Annotated in this window: 20 protein-coding genes; 2 read left to right on the forward strand and 18 right to left on the reverse strand. The window is 57.2% G+C overall.

Going from position 1 to position 21,660, the window contains the following annotated elements; genetic code table 11:
* Positions 1 to 67: 67 nt before the first annotated feature.
* Entirely contained in the window at positions 68 to 334 is a 267-nt protein-coding gene (locus tag K7R21_RS11575; RefSeq protein WP_224983476.1) for a hypothetical protein, read from the forward strand.
* A complete protein-coding gene (locus K7R21_RS11580; protein ID WP_224983477.1) occupies positions 318 to 803 on the forward strand; it encodes a DUF721 domain-containing protein in 486 nt (161 codons plus the stop codon). Before K7R21_RS11575 ends, K7R21_RS11580 begins: the two co-directional genes overlap by 17 nt.
* A gap of 82 nt (positions 804 to 885) precedes the next feature.
* Here K7R21_RS11580 and K7R21_RS11585 read toward each other — a convergent pair whose 3' ends face one another.
* The 18 genes from K7R21_RS11585 to resB all read right to left on the reverse strand — a co-directional run bounded on the left by K7R21_RS11585 (position 886) and on the right by resB (position 21,581).
* Positions 886 to 1,656 carry a tRNA1(Val) (adenine(37)-N6)-methyltransferase gene (locus K7R21_RS11585; protein WP_224983478.1) on the reverse strand — a complete coding sequence of 257 codons (771 nt, stop codon included), beginning with the start codon at positions 1,654 to 1,656 and terminating at the stop codon, positions 886 to 888.
* A gap of 3 nt (positions 1,657 to 1,659) precedes the next feature.
* Positions 1,660 to 4,119 (reverse strand): YfhO family protein, encoded by a 2,460-nt coding sequence (locus K7R21_RS11590; protein ID WP_224983479.1) that lies wholly within the window; start codon positions 4,117 to 4,119, stop codon positions 1,660 to 1,662.
* 145 nt (positions 4,120 to 4,264) lie between these two features.
* Positions 4,265 to 5,467, reverse strand: a complete 1,203-nt coding sequence (locus K7R21_RS11595) for a glycosyltransferase family 4 protein (protein WP_224983480.1) — start codon at positions 5,465 to 5,467, stop codon at positions 4,265 to 4,267.
* Positions 5,464 to 6,426, reverse strand: a complete 963-nt coding sequence (locus tag K7R21_RS11600) for a glycosyltransferase family 2 protein (RefSeq protein WP_224983481.1) — start codon at positions 6,424 to 6,426, stop codon at positions 5,464 to 5,466. Before K7R21_RS11600 ends, K7R21_RS11595 begins: the two co-directional genes overlap by 4 nt.
* Positions 6,427 to 6,428: 2 nt before the next feature.
* Positions 6,429 to 7,400 carry a glycosyltransferase gene (locus K7R21_RS11605; protein WP_224983482.1) on the reverse strand — a complete coding sequence of 324 codons (972 nt, stop codon included), beginning with the start codon at positions 7,398 to 7,400 and terminating at the stop codon, positions 6,429 to 6,431.
* Positions 7,397 to 8,617, reverse strand: coding sequence for a glycosyltransferase (locus K7R21_RS11610; RefSeq protein ID WP_224983483.1), 1,221 nt, complete (start codon positions 8,615 to 8,617; stop codon positions 7,397 to 7,399). Before K7R21_RS11610 ends, K7R21_RS11605 begins: the two co-directional genes overlap by 4 nt.
* The gene (locus K7R21_RS11615) at positions 8,614 to 9,810 is read right to left on the reverse strand and encodes a glycosyltransferase (RefSeq protein ID WP_224983484.1); all 1,197 of its coding nucleotides are present in this window, start codon (positions 9,808 to 9,810) and stop codon (positions 8,614 to 8,616) included. The genes K7R21_RS11610 and K7R21_RS11615 overlap by 4 nt, the downstream gene beginning before the upstream one ends.
* 21 nt (positions 9,811 to 9,831) lie before the next feature.
* Positions 9,832 to 11,166 carry a flippase gene (locus K7R21_RS11620; RefSeq protein WP_224983485.1) on the reverse strand — a complete coding sequence of 445 codons (1,335 nt, stop codon included), beginning with the start codon at positions 11,164 to 11,166 and terminating at the stop codon, positions 9,832 to 9,834.
* Between the two features lie 7 nt (positions 11,167 to 11,173).
* A complete protein-coding gene (gene wecB / locus K7R21_RS11625) occupies positions 11,174 to 12,298 on the reverse strand; it encodes a non-hydrolyzing UDP-N-acetylglucosamine 2-epimerase (protein ID WP_224983486.1) in 1,125 nt (374 codons plus the stop codon).
* On the reverse strand, positions 12,291 to 13,301 hold the full coding sequence (locus K7R21_RS11630; RefSeq protein WP_224983487.1) for a polysaccharide biosynthesis protein: 1,011 nt from the start codon (positions 13,299 to 13,301) through the stop codon (positions 12,291 to 12,293). The genes wecB and K7R21_RS11630 overlap by 8 nt, the downstream gene beginning before the upstream one ends.
* 31 nt (positions 13,302 to 13,332) lie before the next feature.
* Complete coding sequence (locus K7R21_RS11635; RefSeq protein WP_224983488.1) at positions 13,333 to 14,214, reverse strand: dTDP-4-dehydrorhamnose reductase family protein; 882 nt, start codon at positions 14,212 to 14,214, stop codon at positions 13,333 to 13,335.
* 17 nt (positions 14,215 to 14,231) lie between these two features.
* On the reverse strand, positions 14,232 to 14,837 hold the full coding sequence (locus tag K7R21_RS11640) for a winged helix-turn-helix transcriptional regulator (protein ID WP_224983489.1): 606 nt from the start codon (positions 14,835 to 14,837) through the stop codon (positions 14,232 to 14,234).
* A gap of 193 nt (positions 14,838 to 15,030) precedes the next feature.
* Positions 15,031 to 16,230, reverse strand: coding sequence for a glycosyltransferase family 4 protein (locus K7R21_RS11645; protein ID WP_224983490.1), 1,200 nt, complete (start codon positions 16,228 to 16,230; stop codon positions 15,031 to 15,033).
* Positions 16,223 to 17,167, reverse strand: coding sequence for a glycosyltransferase family 2 protein (locus K7R21_RS11650; RefSeq protein WP_224983491.1), 945 nt, complete (start codon positions 17,165 to 17,167; stop codon positions 16,223 to 16,225). Before K7R21_RS11650 ends, K7R21_RS11645 begins: the two co-directional genes overlap by 8 nt.
* Before the next feature lie 88 nt (positions 17,168 to 17,255).
* Positions 17,256 to 18,161, reverse strand: a complete 906-nt coding sequence (locus K7R21_RS11655) for a glycosyltransferase family 2 protein (RefSeq protein ID WP_224983492.1) — start codon at positions 18,159 to 18,161, stop codon at positions 17,256 to 17,258.
* Between the two features lie 115 nt (positions 18,162 to 18,276).
* The gene (locus tag K7R21_RS20955) at positions 18,277 to 19,278 is read right to left on the reverse strand and encodes a cytochrome c3 family protein (RefSeq protein ID WP_224983493.1); all 1,002 of its coding nucleotides are present in this window, start codon (positions 19,276 to 19,278) and stop codon (positions 18,277 to 18,279) included.
* A 21-nt stretch (positions 19,279 to 19,299) separates the two neighbouring features.
* Positions 19,300 to 20,148, reverse strand: coding sequence for a c-type cytochrome biogenesis protein CcsB (ccsB, locus tag K7R21_RS11665; protein ID WP_224983494.1), 849 nt, complete (start codon positions 20,146 to 20,148; stop codon positions 19,300 to 19,302).
* Positions 20,149 to 20,216: 68 nt separating this feature from the next.
* Positions 20,217 to 21,581, reverse strand: a complete 1,365-nt coding sequence (gene resB, locus K7R21_RS11670; protein ID WP_224983495.1) for a cytochrome c biogenesis protein ResB — start codon at positions 21,579 to 21,581, stop codon at positions 20,217 to 20,219.
* Positions 21,582 to 21,660: the final 79 nt, after the last annotated feature.

Below are 21,660 nucleotides of genomic sequence, written 5' to 3' on the forward strand. Positions count from 1 at the left end.
CAACGCAATAGAAGCACATTGACAAAGAGAGGTCAAACCCATAGTATTACCGACCCGAGAGGTAAACATGGAAACAGTGCTTTACGCAGCTGCGCTCGTAGTTGTGGCCACATTGATCAACATTCCCCTGGGGTACCAGAGACAGTCCTACCCGAAATTCTCTTTCGGCTGGTATTTCTACGTCCACATCTCCATTCCCGCCATCATCTACTTCAGGATTAAGACCGGGCTGGGGTGGGGCTTCATCCCCTTCAGCATATCCAGCGCCGTGTTCGGGCAGATCATCGGCGGCAGGATATACCGCAAGAGACACCCCGTTGACGACGAGCAGTAAGCGTCCCAAGATGAAGCGGCCGGCGCCGGTCACCGACCTCCTCACTGCCCTCCTGCGCGGCACCCCCGCCGAAGTGAGGCTGAAGGAAGGGCGCATCTGGGAAGTCTGGGACGAAGCCGTCGGCACCAAGATCGCGACCCATGCCCAGCCCGCCGCCTTCCGCGAAGGCACCCTCACCCTCCACGTCGACAGCGCCCCCTGGTTGCAGCAGCTCAACTACCTGAAGAAAGAGTTGATCATCAAGGTGAACGAGGCCCTGGACGAGGAACTCATCAAAGAGATCCAGCTCAAGGGGGGTAAGGTCCGGTCAACTACCGCCAAGCCGCAACAGGCGCCCAAGCGGCGCAAGCTGAGTGAGGAGGAACGGGTCTGGATCAAGGCGCAAGCCGAAACCGTCACCGACCCCGAACTCCGCGCCGTCTTCGAAAATCTGATCCGGAAAGACAGAGAACACCAGAAGAAAGACTAAAGCCATTACCAGGGAGAACATCTGAGGACATCTGAGGAAAAGCGGAAATCTCAGGTTCCTGCCCGACTCACTGGTAACGGGTCTACGGCTCTTCGACTTTCCGATAGATCCTCAACTTCTCACTGCTGTACCCGCCGTCCTCGCCGCGCACCAGTAAGGGTGGCTCCACCTTCAGCTCTCCGGTTCTCCCTTTCGCCAATTCGATCATGAACATGCGGGCGTCCATCTGGCTGTTGCCGTGCACCATGCGCAGCCTTAAGGGCGCGAGCTTTTGCCCGGCCGCCTGCGCCATCAGCTCCGCCAGCCGGCAGGTATGGTAGATGAGACAGATACGGCCGGAGGGCTTGACGAGGTATTTCGCCGCCGCCAGGAAATCGGCCAGTGTGGCGCTCGTCTCGTGGCGGGCCTCGTCGCGCCCTCTACGCGGGCTGATCTTCCCCGTGCCCGGGCGACGGTACGGCGGGTTGGACACTACCAGGTCGAAGCTGTCCACCGGGAAGCGTGACTTCAGCGAGATGACGTCGTCCTCGACGATCTGGACCCGGTCGGACAGCCCGTTCAGCGCAACATTGCGGCTAGCGATGTCCGCCATCACCTGTTGAAACTCGATCGCCGTAACCGAAGATTTTTGCGCCAGGCGTGCCAGGAGCAGTGCGATCACGCCGCAGCCGGTACCGAGGTCCGCGCACGACTCACCTTCTTGCACCCCGGCGAAATCCGCCAAAAGCAGCGGGTCCACCGAGAAACGGTACCCATGCCGCGGTTGGATGATGCGCAAGTCATACCCGGACAGTTCGTCCAGGGTTTCACGCTCATCACAATGAATAAGCTTGTCGGTCATCGTCGTCGTCATTTGTCAATTGTCCATTGTCAATTGACGTTTCCTTTTCTGCCAGACTTCCCGGCCAAGGAAGATCGCGAAGACGGCAAAGGAAATCAGGGTCAGGGTCTTGCCGATCTTGAAGGGTGTCGGATCGAAGACAAACTCGATCTTGTGCATCCCGGGGGTCAGGTAGATGCCACGCAGCACGTGGTTGACCGGATAGATCTCGGCCAGCTTGCCATCAACTGTCGCCTTCCACCCCTTGTAGTATTTCTCCCCCATCACCAGCATCGAGTTCGCCGTCACCGTGGCGTCGAGATCTATCTTCTCGGCCTCGTACTTGTTGATACGCACCAGTCCGGGACCGGTCGCCGGGGCAGTGGCACCAGGCCCCAGCATCGGGATCGGCGGAGGTGACTCGACAATGGCGTTCACGCGCGCATCGAACTGCGGGCTCTGCAGCATCCCCAGGGCATCGGCGGGATTCTGGACCTGCACCGCTACCGGGGCGAGCCACGCCTTGGGCAGCACCGTCTTGTTTTCCAGCACCACCATCGCTCCGTCAGGAGAATAGAAGACCGGGATATATTTACCGGCAAGGCCAGCCTTGTCCTGCTCGTACTGCTCCTTGGTAGCCACCACATAGCGCACATTCAACATATCCGGCATGCTGGAGGCGAGGTTGAAGTTATCCAAGAATTCCTGCCAGCGCCGCTGCTGCACCGCGTTGGCGGTGAACATGACCGGGATGCCGGCCGCGGCATAGGGCATGGGATCGCCATTCAACGGCAAGGTGCGGAACTCCTTAGGCTGCTGGGCCAAAAACGCAACAAGGGGCGACTTGGCCGCGGTAGCCTTGTGCGGCTCATCGACCAGGAACATGAACTTGGCGTTGACCCGCCCGGTATCCACCAGGAACAGCCCGATGAGCACGAAGGGGAGCAGCTTCGCGGTCAGCTTGCCGCGTTCGTACAGGGCGAAGACCATGGCGAAAATGGCAGCAAGAGCGGCGGCGATCCAGGTCTCGTTGACCAAATTGGTCCAGCGCTGCAACACCAGCTTCTCACTTTGCGGCTCGTACCTGGTCGGTTGTGCAAGGATGTCGAGGAACTTGTCGATCCAGAAGTTGCCGGTGGTCACCTCCACACCAACCAGCACCAGCAGCAGCACCGGAAGCGCTACCACGCCGACCAGGTAGCGTTTGAAAGCTCGGCTGGCTCGCACCGTCGGGTCGAGCAACAGATCGATGCCCAACGCGGAGAGCACACCCAGCCCCAGCACAGGGATGAACATCATCATCTTGGGGACCCGGAAACGGTTGATGCCGGGGAAGTGGTCAAAGAGCAGGTTGTAGAAAGGAGTGTATTTCCCCATGGAGAAGAAAATCCCTACCACGACCGCCGAGAAAGCCAGCCACGTATAGCGGTCCCTGCGGAAGATGAGCGGCAGGGGGAGCAGCAGCCAGGGGAGCAGCCCCATGTAGCTCACCGTCTGGGTGAAGTTCATCCTACCCCAGTAGTAGGAGGCGATGTTGGAAGGGTTCGGCCCAGCCTCCTGGCGCGAGAATCCGAACATACCGGGGATGATGAACGCAGCCGTCTCCTCGGGGGGCAGGGACCAGGACATTGCCTCTTCCCGCGCAAGCCCACCCTTCGCTGCACCCTGTCCGGCCGAAGCCGTGACGTTTGCCCCGCTGTTCACCCCGCGGTTGGTCTCCTTGGACCAGTTGGCCAGGGGGACCAGCGACATGGCTACCGTCGTGAGGAAGAACACCAACAGGGCCAAGTTCAAGGCCAGCAAGCGGCCGAACTCCTTTTTGCCCCCCTCATCGGCAAAGACGATGCACAGTGAACGAGCAATACCATACACGGCGATTGCGAGGCAGGTGTAATAGGCGATCTGCCAGTGGGTGTGGAAGAACTGGTAGGCTAGTACGAACGCGGTCACCAGAAAGTAAATAAGCCTCCTGGTCCTGAACGCCTTTTCAAAGAAGTAAAAAGCCCAAGGGGCAAAGGTGATGGTTGCTATCTTCATGACGTGGCCGGCATTGATCAAAGAGGCATTCTCCGGGGCAATGGCGAAGACGAGGCCGCCAAGGACCGACCCCCACGCCCCTACACCGAGCAGCCTGCAAAAAGAGTAGACACCGGCAGCACCGATAAAAAGCTGAAGCACGATATACCAGGCGACGCTCTCCGGGGCTGGAATAAGCCAAAAGACGAAATTGCGGAAAAACAGGAATTGCTCGGAAGCCATCCCGCCTTCATTGGTGTGGCCGGAGTTGATGAACGGGTTCCAGCCTGCACTGGAGAGATCCACCCTAAACATCGACCACAACGGCCTGCTGCCAAAATCCTTAACGCCCCAATAGAACTCGTTGAGGATGTCCGGAGCTCGAACTATCTGTGTGGTGAAAAGAATCTTTGAGAAAACGATCAAGAGAACTGCCAGGAGCCCGGACAGGATCAGCAGGTCTTTCTTGCGGTCAGTCATGACTTTTACACTCCATGATCTAAACAAAAATCCAGGCCTCGCCTGTTGTTCAAGGCTACGGCCCAGCGTCGCATTATCCACACAATTCCAAGTTTGTGCAATTGAGAAGACACTCCGTCACGACCTTTACCGGCACGCGTGACGATCAGTGCGGGATGATCCTCATGGCACGCTGGTAAAAAAGGTGGAGGGATTGGGCGGCATCCCGCCAATTGAACCTTGTCACAAGATGAACCCGCCCGGCCTCCCCTAACTCGCGCTGCCGCACCCCGGAGTTAAGCAAATCGACGGCCCGGTCCACCATTTCGCGCCAGTCGTCAGGATCGCACAGCACACCTGATCGGCCGTCGTCGATATACTCGGCCAGTTGGCCCACCCGATCGGCGACCACAGCTGTTCCCGCCAAAAGGATCTCCGTCAGTTTCGCCGGACACTTGGTGCGGTTCACCAGCGTGTCGGCGAACGGGTAAACCGCCACATCACCAGCGGCAAGGTAATCCGGGATGGTTTCAGGTGCCACCCACCCCGCCATCACCAAGGCATCGTCAAAACCTGATTCCCTGGCCGCCTGAAGCAACAGGTCTTCCTCGCCGTACCCCCCCTTGCCCACCACCAGGAATCGGACACCGGCAACCCGCCTGTGTATCTCTGCAAAGATAAAATGCAGCTTCTCCTGGCTGAACTCGAAGAAGCGGGTGTATAGCAACAGGACAGGGGCATCGGCTGCGATCCCCAGCCTGGCGCGGACCGCCTTGCCGTCGCCGGCCGGTGCAGCCGTGACGCAATTGGGCAAGTACAGCAGGTCCTCTTGCCGCACCCCCATTTGGCGGACCAGATGCTCCAACCCACGGCTCGCCAACGTTACCCCCAGGGCACGCCGGGTGATCCATTGCTCCTGGAAACGGTAAAAGCGCTTTTCGACGCTGGAGTAGTCATGGAGCTCGTTCATGCCTCCTTCCCCTTCCCAGTCGTCAGTATCCAGGAACAGCGGCGGCGTCCGTATGCCAAGGCGCTGTAAGGAAATGAGAAACATCGCGGTGATGCCGCCATACCCCTTGGGTTTGAAAAGATGGACGAGATCAGGTTTTTCTTTGAGCGCCGCCCGCAACATGCGCCAGGCAAGAAATGGGGCTGCCAGTGCCTTGTGCTTAGGTCCGAGTTCGACATTGACAAGCCGCACCCCTCGAACCACCTCGGTCTTCCCGGAGTCTTCGGGGTTGGTGTAAGGAGGCGCGACGATAACGACTTCATGTCCCAACGTCTGTAGCTCAGCGGCCAATGGTATCATTCGGGCAATGACGGTCCCCTTGGGACGTATCCCGAACGGCGCCAGAAACACGATCTTCACGATGCACCTCCAGCGGCGGCATCACGCGGTGGGCCTTCTATACCTTTTGCCTTGAGGGCAGCTGCCAACAAAACTGCGAAGTTTATCTGGAACAAGATAAAAGAAAGCCTGTTTGAGCCACACGACGAGAAGGCATTTTTCAACAAATGATCCGCCGCGCTCAGAAGCGGTGCCGGAGCGGCTGTCAACAGGCGGACCAACCTGCTGACAGCAGAAGCATGGAAAGCCTTGGGGCAGAGTTCTTTGAGCAGTAGGTAATTTGGAACCGACGCGCGCATCTTCTGGTAAACCGTCGCCTTCGATGCCAACCCAAGGTGTGAAACCGTGTTGTCTGCGTGCAAGATGCGGTACTGCTGGGAAAGACGGATCCCCCATTCAATGTCTTCATAGCCATAGCCAGTAAAACGCTCATCGAAAGTAGTAGCCTCAAAGACGCTTTTTCTGACCATGATATTGGAGGTAAGAATGTGACGCCAAGGCTCCCGGTTCCGTTTCGACGCGGACTTGACTTCCTTTTTGTTGCCAAGATAGGCGTGGTAGTCATAGCCCGCATCATATAGGACCCGGGTCCGGTAGCTTACACCACCGCAGACCGCATCAAAGTCATCTGTTTCTGCATACCCGAGGTAGCTGCCAAGAAACCTGTCGCTGTCCGGCAAGATGTCACAATCCAGAAACAGCAAGAAAGCGCCGCTCGCCTTAGAGGCCAACATGTTCCTTATGGCAGACCGCCCGACATTGCGACCCAATGAGCCATATTCCAAGTGGAGGCGGGGGTGCTTTAAACAAAACTCCTCGTTGGTAGCTGCGACCTCGCGGTCAGGTGAACCATCGTCCAGCAAGATGACCTCTACCTTCTCCCAGAGTCCGAAGGCGTCAGCCTCTTCAATGAGTTGCAGCACTAGACGCGACACATTCCAGTTGTACACAGGGATCAGTACGGAGAGGAGAACAGACATGCTTACCTCAGCCCCGATAACAACCGGTTCAGCTTCTTCACTGCCTTTTTTGCCACTTCGTTCCGATACAACAACCGCAGCACCGCGTGTTCTGCAGCCAGAGCACTATTTGCAGCAATCCTTCCAGGAGAATCCTTGAGCCAGCAGGACCTAAACCTTTCCCTGGCCAGAACAGCCGCCTTATCGCAACCGATGCTGGTAAAACGGATGGCGGCTTTTATGTAGAAGGACGCCATTGCACCCCTTTGCCCGGGGGGGAGATCCTTGTCACAAAAGGTGGAGATCGCATTACAGTAAAGATCGTCCTGCTCCACCTGGTGCCCCGGAATCGTCAACGACCCCTGATTAGGGTGCACTCTTGACTTCACCAGATGCAGCGGTTGGTGGCAAAACGGGAATTGCGCAGCAAGCCGGAACCACATATCGAAGTCCTGCGTAGTTCTGAGGGATTCATCGAAAAGGCCGACCTTGTCAAAGCACTGACGAGGGATCATCACCGTACAGCCATTGATACTCCCCTCCATGACCAGCGAGTATTTGATCCCGTGTGACTGCGCGGCCCCGGCCTTCTTGATACCGAGGAAGTTTCCTTTGGAGTCGATGTATTCGAAGTCGCTATAGATGATCGTTTCCCTGCCCAATGTTTCCAGCAGCCGAACCTGTTCTTCAGTCTTGGCGGGATAATAAAGGTCGTCATGGCTAAGCCAAGAAAAATACGCCCCCGTCATCTCCCGGATGCCATGGTTTAGGGCGGACGCAACGCCGCCGTTTTGCTTGGGGAAATACCGGATTTTGTCACCGTATGAGACTGCTATAGCTTCTGTCTTTCCATCGTCACGAGACCCGTCGTTGACGACCAAGATCTCAATATTCCTATACGTCTGAGCCAACGCGCTATCTATTGCTTCACGCAGGAAATCGGAGCCGTTGTAGACGGGAATGACAATGGAAATTCGAGGATTGAAGGGACTCAAGGCTTCTCCTCACAACGCACATCACCAGATAACCTCAGATCATCCAAGACTGTCTGGTATAGTTCCACCGCCTTTTGCTTCAAGATCGAGTGAGCGAGGCTATTTTGTGCAAGCTCGTAGTTGCGTTGGGCTGCATTTTCCACCATAGCATCATCTGCAAGTGCCCTGCGGATCGCCTTTTCAATGACATCCGGGTCTTCGGGGGGGACCATCAGGCCGGTCACGCCGTCTTCGATCCATTCGTCAGCACATGCAGTCCAGGACTGTATAGGAAACGCCCCCATGACTAAAGCCTCTAACAGGGAGGTACTGATACCGTCACTGATGCTGAGCCCTATCGAAACTCGCGCTAGCCCATGATGGCGCAGAATCTCCTCGTGAGGAGAGTTAAGTGGAATGATCTTCGTGGCAATTCCGGTTGATTTTGAAAACAGCTCCGCGGCCAAGACCACGTCCGCTGATGCCCCATAGACCGCGACCTCATATTCTCCAAGGACATCCGCGCACCGCTCCAAGGCACGAAGCCCGACCAAGGCACGCCCCGCCCAGTGCTGGTACCCCTTAAGCATGATCAAGCGACGGTCAGAAACTGGTCCGCGCTGCCGTAACCGCTGCACCTGCTCCATGTCGAATCCCCCAGCATTAGGGAACACAGGAAGCACGGTGCCGTTGAAGCCATAAGCCTTGGCAAGGCAGACATCACGCCGACACTCACACGAGTAATAGTCACTAGCAGCCAGCAACTCCCTAATCCTTGACTCATGCCCAGGCAGACGTCCAAAAAGGTAGATGTCGCTCCCCCAGTTCGTCACTATCAAGGGGGGAAAGGTCCCACTGTAAAGTTTTTTTGCCTCTAAAGCGAGGTACCCTGCCTGCTGTAGCTCGAGACAATGGATCAGGTCCGGCTTCACCTTTCGGATCACTCTGAGAAGCCTGTTCAACTGGAACTGCCGATACCCCGCCATTTTTGAAACCGCAGAACTAATCCCCTTAGAGAGGAAATCGTTAAAGACCGGCAGACCACATATCCTGACTGTCCGACTGCACCTACGTTTCCCATACAGAGGAACATACGCTTTTACGCCAGCCATCTGTGGATGGATTAGCCCCAGATCCTTACTTGGGAACAAGTGGATTTCCCAACCCAAATCTGAGAGTTGGGATATCCACCGCGCGGTGTGGACGCTGTCCGGAAGAGCAATTAACAGCAGCTTCATGCTGTCCCCCTAGAACCGGCGTCCCTCAACACCGCAATGAATTGCGAGCGTGCGCCTACCACATCGAAATCGATCTGCGCCCGTCTCCTTGCTTTGAGCCCCAGTTCTGCCATCCGTTGTGGGTTCGACACTAATGCTTCAATCGCGCCAGCGAGCATCTTCGCATCATGCCGGTCAACAACGACGCCACAATCGTTGTCCCGGAAATACCAGGCAATGAACGAATCGGGCAATGCATGCACGAGTACGGGGCGCCCCACCGCGAGATATTCACCCGTTTTGCCAGGTGCGGACGTTCTTATCACCTCAGGTATAGGGGAATGAAATGCCAGCGGGAGGAATAGAATGTCGGCTTGTCGTAAAATCCTCGCGACTTCGCGCTGTGGAACATGAGGATGATGGACAACGTGTGGTCCCGCTATCCCATGTTCCGCCAATTCTTGTTCGGATTGGGCGGTGAACAGATGCAGCTTCACGTCGTGCCGCCTCAAAACCCGGAGTGCATCGATGAGGTTGGCAAAGGCGTCGTAATGGGCATGGTAAATGGCACCTGTATATACAATGCTCACGCCCTCCCCGAATGCCTTCGGGCCACTGTCCAGCTTTTCCAGATCCGGCAGATCGCAGGGGTTGTGGATAACGGTGCAGCCGATGCCGTGCCTGGCCCCGTACTCCTTCTGCAGGTATTCGTTGGGGACGATAACAGCAGCCGCTGCCGACAACAGTATGCGCTCCAACCGCTTTGCGATACTGCGCCTGACCCCTAGCCACTGGTAGGCGTAGTCATCAAAGACATACGCAATGAACGGGATGTTCAGGCGCTTACAAGCCAGAAACGCGGCTGGCAGATCATAAAATTCCCCAGTGCACGCCACGAGCGCCTCGCACTGTTCGCGCCTTGCCACATCTTCTATGTGCCGGGATCGCCTCCACACTACCCACAGCAGGTTAATGCACACGAACAGGGCGGACAGCCACGGGAGACCGACGGGCGGCAACAGCCTCGTCTTTGGCAGGTAAAAATAGTCGGCATCGAGTGGAGCGCAAGCGGCTTCTCCAGTGTCGTGCTTGGGGCCACTCGAAATGAGACAATAGCTTTCCGGCCCTATCGGGCTTAAAAGCCGGTGTAGAACCATCGATTGCCCCGAAGGCGACGGCGGCAGTACGTGGGATACGATGCCGATCTTTTTCAAAGGGGGAGGTGCCATTGCCATCTACCAAAACTTGGGGCAGAGCAGCGCCCTGGTTATCATGCCTCCCGACCTATGCAGAGGTTTATAGAAGTAACAAGCACCATGAGCCGCGACCCAATAAGAAATACAGGTTGCTATTGCTGCCCCCGCCCCACCGTAACGGGGTATCAGGACGAGATTTAACGCGACGTTGATCACCATCCCCGAGACGGCCATCCAGAAGTAACACCAGGACCATCCCATGGCCAGCAGGTAGGAGTTTCGTGCCACACCAATGTTAATGAACAAATCGCTCCAGATCAGGAAGGTAAGCATCGGTGCGGCGGCGATGTAGGCATCGCCGTAAAGCAGGTGGATGACGACGCCGCCCAGTAACGTGGTCGGAATCGCAATTGCGTACCCTGTGAATGCAAGCAGGTTATACAACTTCTGCAGCCGGCCATAGAATTCCTCCTCGCTCGATTCCTTCGCCTTCACGATGTTGGGAAAGACAGAAGTGACCAGCGCGGTAGGAATGAAGAACCAGATCTCCGCCACCTTGACGGCCGAAGCGTAAATACCGACTTCATGCGTATCGGCCATCTGGCCGAGCATTACCTGGTCTATCCTGAGTGAGATCATGTAAACCACCCCGGAAAGCACCAAAGGCCAGGAATCCTTCAACAGTTCGCGAGCAAGAGCAAGGCTCGTCTTCCAGCGCCTGACCATTTGTCCATCCCGGTGATAGACGTACAACAGACCAACCGCACCAAGAGCCGCCTCTATCGCGTTGGCAGTTGCAAAGGCAATCACCGGAGCCTTCATCAGCACCAGGGCCAGCCTGAGAAGGGAGCTCAGCAGAAAAGCGCCGTTTTTGGCGTAGACCACATACTTCGACCGCACCTTGGACTGGAACCAGAGGTCAATGGTATCGGCAGAATTAAAGACCAGCACGGACCCCATTACCGCAACCATCATCTGCGAGACACTATCGTCAGAGCGGAGAATAAAGACCGTGGCAATGACCAGCAGATAGGAACAGATCCCGGCCAACAGCCTCAAAGAGAAGGTGGTACCCAGTATCTCCCCTTCCCGATCCGGGAAACGCACCAGGTCCCGGACAATGATCCCCTCCAGCCCGAGAATCGCCAGCGACGTAAAAATCCCCACCAGCGACGCCGCGTAGCTCAACAGCCCGTACCGGGACGGCCCGAGGTAGCGGGCGATCCAGATCCCTACCAGGAGCCCTACCCCCATCCGGAGCAGGCGGTCACCGAAAAGCCAGCCTGTGTTGTTAAGCACTCGCTGCAGTTCATGTCGCCCTTCAACCCGCTTGCGCAGGAATCCCGGCAGATAGCTAACCCACGCCTGGTTCATATGCTCGTCACTTCGACCAGACCGTCCGGTTCACGTACTCGGTGTAGCTCATGATGATGCGTAGCATTTTGCGGGACACATTGTCCGTATCATAATCTGGCAGCAGCTTGAAGGGGCGCTCGCTCCCTGCATAATGAGCTGTCACGACATCTATCGCCGCCAGCACGGTCTCCGGCTGCAGGCCGCTCATGATGAGGGTCGCCTCGTCCATCCCCTCGGGACGCTCGTGCGCCTGCCGAATGGTGATGGCCGGGAATCCTTCAATGGACGACTCCTCGGTGATGGTGCCGCTGTCGGAAACAACGCAAAAGGCATTCTTTTGCAGCTTCACGTAGTCAAGAAATCCAAGCGGTTTCAAGAACCTGATACGTGCATCGAGACCGCTCGTATCCAGGGATTCCAAACGCTTGCGCGTCCTGGGGTGGGTCGACACGATTACCGGCAGGTCGTAACGCTCCGCCATCGCGTTCAGGGAGGCGAGCAGATCGCTGAAGTTCCTCGGACTGTCCACGTTCTCTTCGCGGTGCGCGCTGACCACGAAGTAACGCGAAGGGATAAGCCCCAAACCCGCCACGATATTCGAAGCCTCTACCTTGGGGCGGTAGTAATCGAGAACCTCCTTCATCGGCGAACCGGTCTTCATCACCGTCTCGGGACGGATCCCTTCCGCGAGCAGGTAACGCCTCGCATGCTCGGAAAAGACCAGGTTGATGTCGCTTGTGTGGTCGACGATCTTCCGGTTGATTTCCTCCGGCACCCTCTGATCGAAACAGCGGTTCCCTGCCTCCATATGGAAGATAGGTATCTTGCGGCGCTTCGCTGAGATCACGGCAAGAGCGCTGTTGGTGTCACCAAGGAGCAGTACCGCGTCGGGCTGCTCCAACTCCAGCACGTGGTCAAACTTGGTGATGATGTTGCCGATGGTCTGGGCCGCGTTCTCACCTGCCGCATCCAGGAAATGGTCGGGCCGGCGCACCTCGAGCTGCTGGAAGAAGATTTCATTCAGTTCATAGTCGAAATTCTGGCCGGTGTGCACCAGGACGTGCTTTACATGGCGGTCCAGTTCGGCAATGACCCGGCTTAGCTTGACAATCTCCGGCCGGGTACCCACGATGGTAAGAACCTTAAGCATGCAGTTCCTCCTGGATGAACGGGAGTGTCAAGAGGAGTTCCTTTACCTGCGGCACCGTGAGACGGTTGGTGTTGTGGGAGGTGTAATCCTCGAACTGCGCTATCTCCACTTGCCCTTCTATGAAGAACTTGTTGTAGTTGAGGTCCCGGTTGTCCGCCGGAATCCGGTAGTGGCCGCCAAGATCTATGCTACGGGCCATTTCCTCCCGATTCACCAACGACTCGTACAGTTTCTCCCCGTGCCGAGTCCCGATGATCTTGATCTCGTTGTCCGCCTGGAAGATCTCCTTTATGGCAACGGCCAAGTCAAGGATGGTCGACGCCGGCGCCTTCTGGATGAATATGTCTCCGGACGCTGCGTGTTGGAAGGCATAGAGAACAAGATCAACCGACTCTTCAAGCGACATGAGGAAACGCGTCATGTTGGGATCCGTGATGGTTAAGGGTTTTCCTTCCTTTATCTGCTTCACAAACAGAGGAATGACGGAACCGCGGGACGCCATGACGTTGCCGTACCGGGTAGCGCAATATACGGTTTCACCGGCAGACATGGCACGCGCCTTTGCCACCATCAGCTTCTCCATCATCGCCTTGGAAAGGCCCATGGCGTTAATGGGATATACCGCCTTGTCCGTGCTCAGCACGATCACCTTTTTCACCTTGTTGGCGTAAGCAGCGTTGAGGACGTTCTCGGCACCGAGGATGTTGGTCCGCACCGCCTCCATCGGATAGAACTCGCAGGATGGTACCTGTTTCAGGGCCGCCGCATGAAAAACGAGATCGACACCCTTCATGGCGAATTCAATACTCTCGTAGGTGCGCACATCCCCAATGTAGAACTTCACCTTCGGGTTGTTGAGGGCGATGCGCATGTCTTCCTGCTTCTTTTCATCCCGGCTGAAGATGCGGATCTCGCCAATGTCGGTGTTCAGGAAACGCTGCAGCACCGCATTGCCAAAAGAACCCGTCCCGCCGGTTATCAGCAGGGTCTTATTCTTAAACATAGGTGTCTCCTTCTAGTTAGGATCTGCCCCGCTAGCTGCGGGCAGCATTCATTTCACAGTATTCCTGCCACATCGCATCCACCATCTCCGGCCATGCCGGTGCCACATACCCCGTTACAGCAGCAAACCTTGAACCGTTCAAGGAGCGTTCACAAAGGAAGCTGTCGTCGGGCATGATTTCGGTAGCGATGCCATAGCGCTCGGCTACCAACTTCAAAAGCGCGTACTTCGATATCGGGGTAGAGGCCACCTGGTACAGCCCGTACAGCTCGGGATTAGGGAGGACATAATCGGCAATGATACGGACCATCTCGACCGTGGGGAACCCGGTGTAGATGGCCTTGGTAAAGCCGTGAACGCTTCCCGTTTGGGAGAGGAACCAGTCAATCAAACCGTGTCCCCCTTTGAGTTCATGCCCGATAATGGAACTGCGCAGGGTGAGGCAATGAGGCTCGACCACCTCGCCCAGGAATTTGCTCCGCCCGTAGAGATCTTCGGCATCGGGCTGATCGGCCTCGGTATATCCACCACGGTCCCCTCGGAAAACACAGTCCGTGCTGATATGGATAAGCCTGGCCCCGGCAACCTTGCACGCCAGCGCGAGCCGGTTAGGGAAAAGGGCATTAATGCCTATGGAGATGACAGGATCCTTCGCCACCGGCAGTTGCTTGATAATGCCGATGCAATTCACCACGACATCGGGCCGAACCTCGCCGAGCACCCGAAGCACAGAGTCGAAGTTGTCGGCATCGACACCCGGCCGGATCCGCTCGATCAAGTGCGGTGCAAACCAGCAATCCAGCCCTTCGCGGCTTCGCGCCGTCCCGTACACCTCCAACGATGCTCTTCGAGAGAGTTTGGTGAGGAGCGTATGCCCCAACATACCGGTACTGCCGAGAATTAAAATACGCATTTTTACCATTCCTAAGTTCAGATTTGGCCAGCCTGGTAAATACGAATCGGCTCCACCCCCATGCGCAGCAGCTCATCGCGCAGGGCATCGCCTCGTTTCATTGACGTTATGACGATATTGTGGTTGCCGGACAAAAGGCCGATAGCCGGGGTGACCACGGTTTTGTCGAAGAACTTCCGCCCTGCCGCCTCGGCGTCCATCGCCACCGTCAATTCCATTCCCGCTTCTTTCAATGAGAGGTAGGCGATCTCGGCGACTTCGTCGACGCCGCAAAAGGCTACCTGCTTGACGCCATTGGCCGCCATGGACTTGAACAGCTTCAGGTAATCCTGGCGGGCAACGGTATAGAGGCCGGAGAAGTAGCTCAGGTGCTGGTAAGCGAGCCGGCTTTTTTCGGCGAAGCCTTTGGGCGTGAGGAGATAGGCGTAGCGATTCTTGGGGAAGTTGTTGACTCGGACGAACCCTTTGGCCACCAGGTTCTTGAGGTAGGAGTTGACCAGACCCAACGCGATGCCGAGGCGTTTGGCCAGCTCGCGTTGCGAGAGTTGCTGATCACCGGAGATCTCCGAGAGGAGAAGAAAAGAGCGATAAGTATCTAAAACCTTTTCGTCGTCACCGTTCATGAGCTGAACAGTAGTATAAACTCGCCGAATTTTCAACAAGAAAACCTAAAACCATTAGCAGGGAGAAAATCTGAGGACATCTGAGTAAAGACAGAAACGGAGAGAACTTGAAATCCTTTTGGGAAAAACAAAAGCTAGAGATGAAGACGCCGGATGCCCTTAGTCTACAAGATTAGCACAGGGCAAGGGTTTCTCAGATTTTCTCCCTGTGAGAGGTTTGAGGGTTGATGAGGTGGCGATAGATGCGGGTGAGTTCTTGGCCGCGGGCTTGCCAGGAATGGAGTTCAACGGCGCGGGCGCGGCCTTCTTGCCCCAGTTCCTCACGCAATTCGTGATCGCCGGCGAGACGGCCAATGGCTCCGGCCAAGTCTGCCGCATCTCCGAACTTCGCATAGAGGGCAGCATCGCCAAGGATCTCTCGGTTGACGGGGGTGTCGAAGACGACGGTGGGGAGGCCACAGGCGATGTAGTTAAAAAGCTTACCATTAGCTTCAGTGAGGGAAACTTTCGGGGAGACGGCAAGATCGCCGGCACTCAGATAAAGCGGCGCCTCGTCATATGGGATCCTGCCGGTGAAGGTGATGATGTCCGCTATCCCCATCGCCTCGGCTTTCTCCCGGTAGGGTCCGTCGGGGAATCCCATGATCAGATAGTGGAGCTTCGCCCCCTGCCCCTTTAGATACGCTGCGGCTTCCAGAAGGAGGTCGACACCCTGGTAGCTGTTCATGAGACCGAGGTAGGCGACCACGGGACGCTTCTCGGGGAGACCAAGCTTGGCGCGGATGGCCTCCTTGGGTTGCGGAGCAAACTCGTCGGTGTCGACGCCGTCGATCAGAGCGCGCACCCGATCCTTGGGGACGCCGCCTTTCAGGAGCAAATCGACCGTCGGACTGGCGCTGGTGACGATGAAGTCGGAGCGGCGGTTGATCCAGCACTCCAGTGCGGCGAAGAAGCGTTGCAGCAGCGAACCGGGCTTCACGAAGCCATGGTCGGTGATCTCGGCGGTGAGACTCCCCTGGCAGTCGAATAGCATGGGGACGCGGATCAGCATCTTGAGGAAGGCACCGAAGAAGGCACCTTCGTGGAGATGAGCGTGAATCACGTGCGGTTTGAACTCGCGTGCGATCTGGAAGGCCTTGAGGAGGAGTTGTAGATCGAGGAAGGGCTTCACCCAGGAAGGGCCGGCCTCAAGCTTCCGGTACCAGGAGACCCCCGTGATCCTTTCGATACGCACTCCGGGGACGTCGCGCCCAATGTGGTAGGTGATCAGGCGGACATCCGCCCCGCAGGCGATGGCTGCCTTCGCTTCCTCAAGGATGCGAACATGGCAGCCGCGATCTGCAAAGAACGGGGTCGGCGCCAGCATCAGAACGCGCAGCGGGGTATCAGCCAAAGTTGATTTTTTCCTTGATGTTGTAGATGGGTTTCCCTTGCGCCTCGTAATAGGTACGGGCGTTCAACTCAGCCAACAGTCCCAGGACGATGAACTGCACCCCCATGAAGAGCAGGAAGGCAGTCAGGATCAAAAGCGGGTTGCGGTTCATGCTGGTGTGCTCGAAGAACTTCATGTATATCGTCACGGCCCCACTCAGCATGCCAGCGCACAGGGTGTAGATCCCCCACCGGCCGAAAAGCTGGATCGGCTTCGTCGAATAGCTGAGCAGAAACTTGACGGTCATTAGATCGAGAATCACCTTCATGGTGCGGGAGATACCGTACTTGCTCTTGCCGTGCAGCCGTTCATGGTGGCGCACCGGCATCTCGGTCACCCTCGCGCCCACCTGGTGGGCGAGCGCCGGGACGAAACGGTGCATCTCGCCGTAGAGGTTCACATCGTCAAGCACCTCGCGCCGGTACGCCTTGAGCGTGCAGCCGTAGTCGTGCAGGTGCACCCCGGTCATCTTCGAGATGATGGTGTTGGCGAGTATGGACGGGAGCTTCCGGTTCACGAAAGTGTCCTTGCGGTCCTTACGCCAGCCGGAAACGACGTCGAACCCTTCATCTATCCGGTTTAAAAGCAGCGGAATATCAAGCGGATCGTTCTGCATGTCGCCGTCCATGGGGACCACGACTCGTCCGCTGGCGGAATTGAACCCGGCGGTCATGGCAGCGGTCTGTCCGAAGTTGCGACGCAGACGGATCACCTTGACGCGGTCGTCCTTCGAGGCAAGGCGCTTCAAAGCAGGATACGAGTTGTCTGAGGACCCGTCATCGACCAGGATCAGTTCGTACTCCAGCCCGGCATCGACCAGCGCGTTGCTGACCCGCTCATGCAGGATCGGGATGTTGTCTTCTTCGTTGTAAATAGGAACTACTATGCTTAGGTCCACGTTCATCACCCTCGAAAGTTCATCAAATTCAAGATACAGATGGGCCCATCTCCCCCTTTCCGGAGAAAGAGGGAACAGGCATAATTCGCTAGTCCGAAAAGGCTTTCACCCGCCGCACCTCGACATCCCAATGAGTCTGCTTGCCGCCACGGTAGCGGGGGCGGAGCAGGCCGCGAATGACACCGGCACCATAAACCAGGTGCAGGGTCGGGTACACCAGCAAAAGCCGTGGGAAAACACCGGCATCCTTACTGGCAAGACTTCCCTGCAGCGACGCCAGCAGCGCGATGGCAAAGTACGCCAGCAGCGGCAGCATCAAGAGGGGGATGCCGAGCAGCGGTACAACTAACGCGTAGATCAGCAAAAGCGACGGCGCCAGCGTGATCGGCTTCAATGCCCCTGCGATGAGGGTCTGCTCGCCGCGCCCGCGCCCATAGCCGTACATCTGCCGGACGAAGGCGCGGTAACTACGGCGCTGGCTGCGCTCGACGGCAAGTTCCGGGTCGTGCACCAACTGGTGCCCTTCCCGCTGAAGCCGGTCCATCAGTTCGTTTTCCTCGTTCGGATAGAGCCGCTCGTCCAGCCCTTCGTGCGCCAGGAACAAGTCTCGCCTGAAGCTCAGGTTACACAGGATCAACTCATTGTCGCTGCTGTAACGTGCTGAGCCGGATTTCCGGTACCGGTTCCGGACGCCGCCGCCACCAACCGCCGAGGCAAAGGCAATGCCGATGGCACGCTGCAGGGGGGTATCGGACGCTGGAGTAAGCGACGGCCCACCGACTGCAGCGACACGCCCATCCCGGTAATGGCAGGCTGCCCTCTCGAGAAAATCAGGCTCTACGACCGAGTCATCATCCAGAAAATACAGGATAGCGCCGCGCGCCGCGCGCGCCGCAGCGTTTCTCTGCACGCTTGGCTGACACCCGTAGGCAATGAGCACCTCGAAAAGGTGTGCGGGGTACGTCGTAGTGGCAAGCCCCGCAAGGGCGTGCACTTCCCCCCCAGGTTTGATCGGGATTATGATGGAAAATGTCGGTAGCATCAGGGGGGCCGATGATGGCTGGCAAAGAAGATCGCATCCCAGGTGGCGAGGCACCGGAGATGGACGGCTACTGTTCAACAGCCTTCACTCTGTCGTAGCGCAAGGTTTTGTGACAGCCCACGGTGCAGCCTCCACCGGCGGGGGTTGACTCGTAGCGGATGGGGATTTCCCAGGCACCGAACCCGGCCGCTTTGGGATAAATGAGATGATCCTGCTGCTCGGCATGCGGATTGTGGCACATCCTGCAGGAGCGCCCTTTAGCCGCCTTCTTGACGTGAACCGAATGCAGGTTACGCTGGCCATTTCTGAACTTGGTGAACGTGTCAGTGGTCTCTGCCGAGACAAGCTTGGGGTCGTGGCAGCGGAAGCAAAGCGGGAAGGCATCGTTACTGAACGGCTTGTAAAGAACGGTCGGGTAATCATCCTTTAGCAGCTTTCTGTAGGGGCCGCCGTGGATCTGGTGGCAGCTGATGCAGTCGCCGTTGCGCACCGGCTGGTGCACCGACTTGCCTGTGGCGATCTTGCGATCATGGCACATGAAACAAAGCTCTGCGCCTGGCTTGCGCAGAAGGGATTTGCTCTCCGACTGGTGCGCATCGTGACAGGCCAAGCAATCACCGTCAGCAACGGGTTTGTGCGTGAATGCCCCGGTGAATTTAGCCTTGGGATGACAACGAAAACAAAGGGTGGGACTTGGATCCTTCAAGAGAGATTTGACGTCGGCGCTGTGAGGCATGTGGCAGAGGGTACACTGGCCGAGGCCAACCGGCTTGTGCAGGACGGCTTTCTGCACCAACTGCCCATGGCAGGAGGCACACAGTTTCTCCTTCTGAATCTTGAACCCCATGCTGTCCTTCTCCATGGGGTGGTTATCGTTGAACTGCTGGTGGCAATCCAGACATTTCCCGGCGGCAACCGGCTTATGCGCTACGCTCCCGCGGATAAGATCCCTGTGGCAAATGCTGCAGTCAAAAGAATCTGCGAGGGCGTCACCCGATGAAAGGGTGACGCCGACGCAGATGAGAGACGCGACGAATGCTATAGGGTATGCAAGGAGAAAATGTCGCATGGAACCGGATCCCTCGGGAACCTACTTGCCGTAGCTGTGCAGGCCGGAAAGGAAGAGGTTTACCCCCAGGTAACAGAAGATGGTGGCGGCAAAGCCGATCACGGACAGGATGGCCGCACGACGCCCGACCCAGCCGCGGGTAATGCGGGCGTGGAGGAAGGCAGCATAGACAAACCAGACGATCAGAGACCAGGTTTCTTTGGGATCCCAGCTCCAGTAGGTGCCCCAGGCGTAGTTAGCCCAGGCAGCGCCGGTGATGATACCGAGGGACAGGAGCGGGAAGCCGATCATGATCGCCTTGTAGTTCAGGTCGTCCAGAACCCTGATGGAGGGGAACATGGACAGCAGCCCGCCGGCCTGTACGTCGGCGCCCCCTTTTTCCATAGATTCCCTGATCAGGTACATGATCGAGATGCCGCAGGCGACCGCGAAGGCCGCGTAACCCAGAAAGCAGGTGATGACGTGGTACATGAGCCAGTTGCTCTGCAGCGCGGGAACCAGCGGCTCGATACCGCTGTCAAGGCCAAGCTGGGCCCAGGCCATGCCAAAGAGTGCAAACGGAATAACGAAGAAGCCGATGGCGCGGTACTTGTACTTGAAGTCGATGAACAAGAAGATCAGGACGATGGTCCAGGAAAAGAAGACCACGGACTCGAACAGGTTGGACAACGGCGCATGGCCATGCCCTTGGTCATAGGATTCCTTCCAGCGCAGACCGATCGCTACGGTCTGAACCAGGAAACCAAAAAGGGCAGCGTAGGTACCGGCAAGGCCGACGGCCTTGTTGCGCGAGGCAAGGAAAGCAAAAAATATGCAGGTGGAGACCATGTAAAGTACCATGGTCACGTTGAAAAACATGGAACTGGACATCGATATTACCCTCCGGTTGTTCAGTTAGAGCGGCGATGGGGGCTAGCCCCAGTTACGGTCGTTATCCTTTAAGCCTTGTCGAGCTTGTCGACAAGGTCATCAAAACAGATCTCAAAGCCTGCCGGGTTCTTGCTGGCGGAACCGCCCAAGGTAACCCCGGAATCGGTAACGCGCGCCCACACCCGCTTGTGGGACATAAAGAACGCCATGCAGATACCTACCACCATCAACAAGCAGCCGAACCACACCACCCAGACACCCGGGTCATGCGCCACCTGCAGGCCGGTGAAGAACTTCTGGTCCATCCCATCGAAACTGATAAGGAGGTCACCGCCGTGCTGGGCGTTGAAGGACTCGTACTTGTCGGAAAGGATCACAAACGGCTGCGGGTTACCCCCCGCCGGGGTGAACTCGACCTGCGCGCCCGGACCATCGAACCCCCTCATGAAGGGGCGCACGTCCATGGTGGCTTCCATGACGGAGAGGAAGGCGCCGCCGGGAAGCGCCAGGCGCTCGCCCTGACGGGCGTCCAGCTTGAGCGGCGCACCACCCTTGCGGTCGCGCACGGTGATGTGATAGAGGGACCCTTCGTCGGACTGGCCGTAGCTGGACTGGTAGAAGGTGACCCCCTTGTAGGTGAGCGGGTCGTTCACGATGATGGCACGGCTCTGGAAGCCGGGGACCGGCTGGCCGTTCTCAGCGACAGTGAGCACGCTCCTGAACTCCTTGGGAGCGCCGGTGTCGTAGAAGGAGACGGAAAACTTCTCGCAGCGCACATCGAAGCCCAGGTTGATGATCTTGCCGCTTTGGGTCTGCACCTGGTTGATCGCGCCCCCCTCAGGGATGTTGACGTATGCCTTGTACCCGAAAAAGGAGCCGACCAGCGCACCGATGAAGATGACGATGATGGAGAAGTGCACCACGTACACGCCGAGACGGCACCAGGGGCTCTTCTGGGCGAACAGGTGAAATTCGCCGTTTTTCTCGGTGATCACCGGAGCGGCGAACTCGGCCCGCAAGAAGGCCGCCATGCGCTCCTTCAACTCCTCCTTGGAGCCTTTGAGCTTAAGGTCCTTCACGTTGGCCAGCGTCTTCTCCAAGCCGTCGTCCATTACCAGCACCGGCTCGGAAACTACCTTCCAGACGCGCGGCAGCCTTTTAATAGAGCAGCAGATCAGGTTCAGCGTGAGCAGATAGAGCAGGAGAATGAACCACCAGGAGTGGTACATGTCGAAGAAGCCGAGGGAACTGTAGAGACGGATCTTGGTCTCGCTCAGGGTCGCCAGGTACTCACGGGGGGGCTGCCCCTGCGGAATTACCGTGCCGATGATCGACACCAGCGCCAGTCCGATGAGCAGGAAAATCGAAAGTTTCAAGGAGCAGAAAAAATCCCAAACCTCTTGTGCAAATCCTCGTTTGTTCGTCGTAGTCAAGGCCGTCTCCCGGTAAGGTTATGTAACAGCTGTCGTAGCAGGTTTGCCATTATAGACAAATTGTCAATAAGCGCAAAAC

Source organism: Geomonas agri, assembly GCF_020179605.1.
Classification (GTDB): Bacteria; Desulfobacterota; Desulfuromonadia; order Geobacterales; family Geobacteraceae; genus Geomonas; species Geomonas agri.